This window comes from Streptomyces sp. DH37, from assembly GCF_029813835.1.
In the GTDB taxonomy this organism is placed as follows: domain Bacteria; phylum Actinomycetota; class Actinomycetes; order Streptomycetales; family Streptomycetaceae; genus Streptomyces.
In genome coordinates this window covers 1-379 of the sequence record NZ_JARVKV010000260.1, presented here as the reverse complement: position 1 = coordinate 379, position 379 = coordinate 1, and the positions used below count along the sequence as shown (strand labels likewise).

General features: G+C 82.3%; 1 protein-coding gene. It reads right to left on the bottom strand.

Going from position 1 to position 379, the window contains the following annotated elements:
- On the bottom strand, positions 1–379 hold a 379-nt coding region (locus QC029_RS30945; RefSeq protein WP_279559151.1), incomplete at both ends, for an acyl carrier protein.

Below are 379 nucleotides of genomic sequence, written 5' to 3'. Positions count from 1 at the left end.
CCGCAGCCCGGGCGCCACACCGAGCCGGACGCGCAGCTGGGCGGCCGTCAGGGAGTCGAGGCCGAGGACGAGGAGCGACCGGTCGGGGTCGAGGACGTCGGCGCGGCCGTGTCCGAGGCCGGCCGCGGCCCGGGCCCGCACCAGGTGCCGCAGGTCCCGCAGGCGCTCGTCCGGGGTGAGGGAGGCCGGCAGCCGGTGCGGCGGGACGTCCACGCGCGGCGGACCGGCCTCCTCGGGGCACCGCTCGGGGGCCGGCGGCGCGTCCGCCCGCACCGGGCCGGGCGCCCGCCAGTAGTGCCGCCGCTGGACGGCGTAGGTGGGCAGGGCGATCCGGCGCGGGCGCCGCCCGGCGAGTGCCGCCGTCCAGACGACGGCTCCG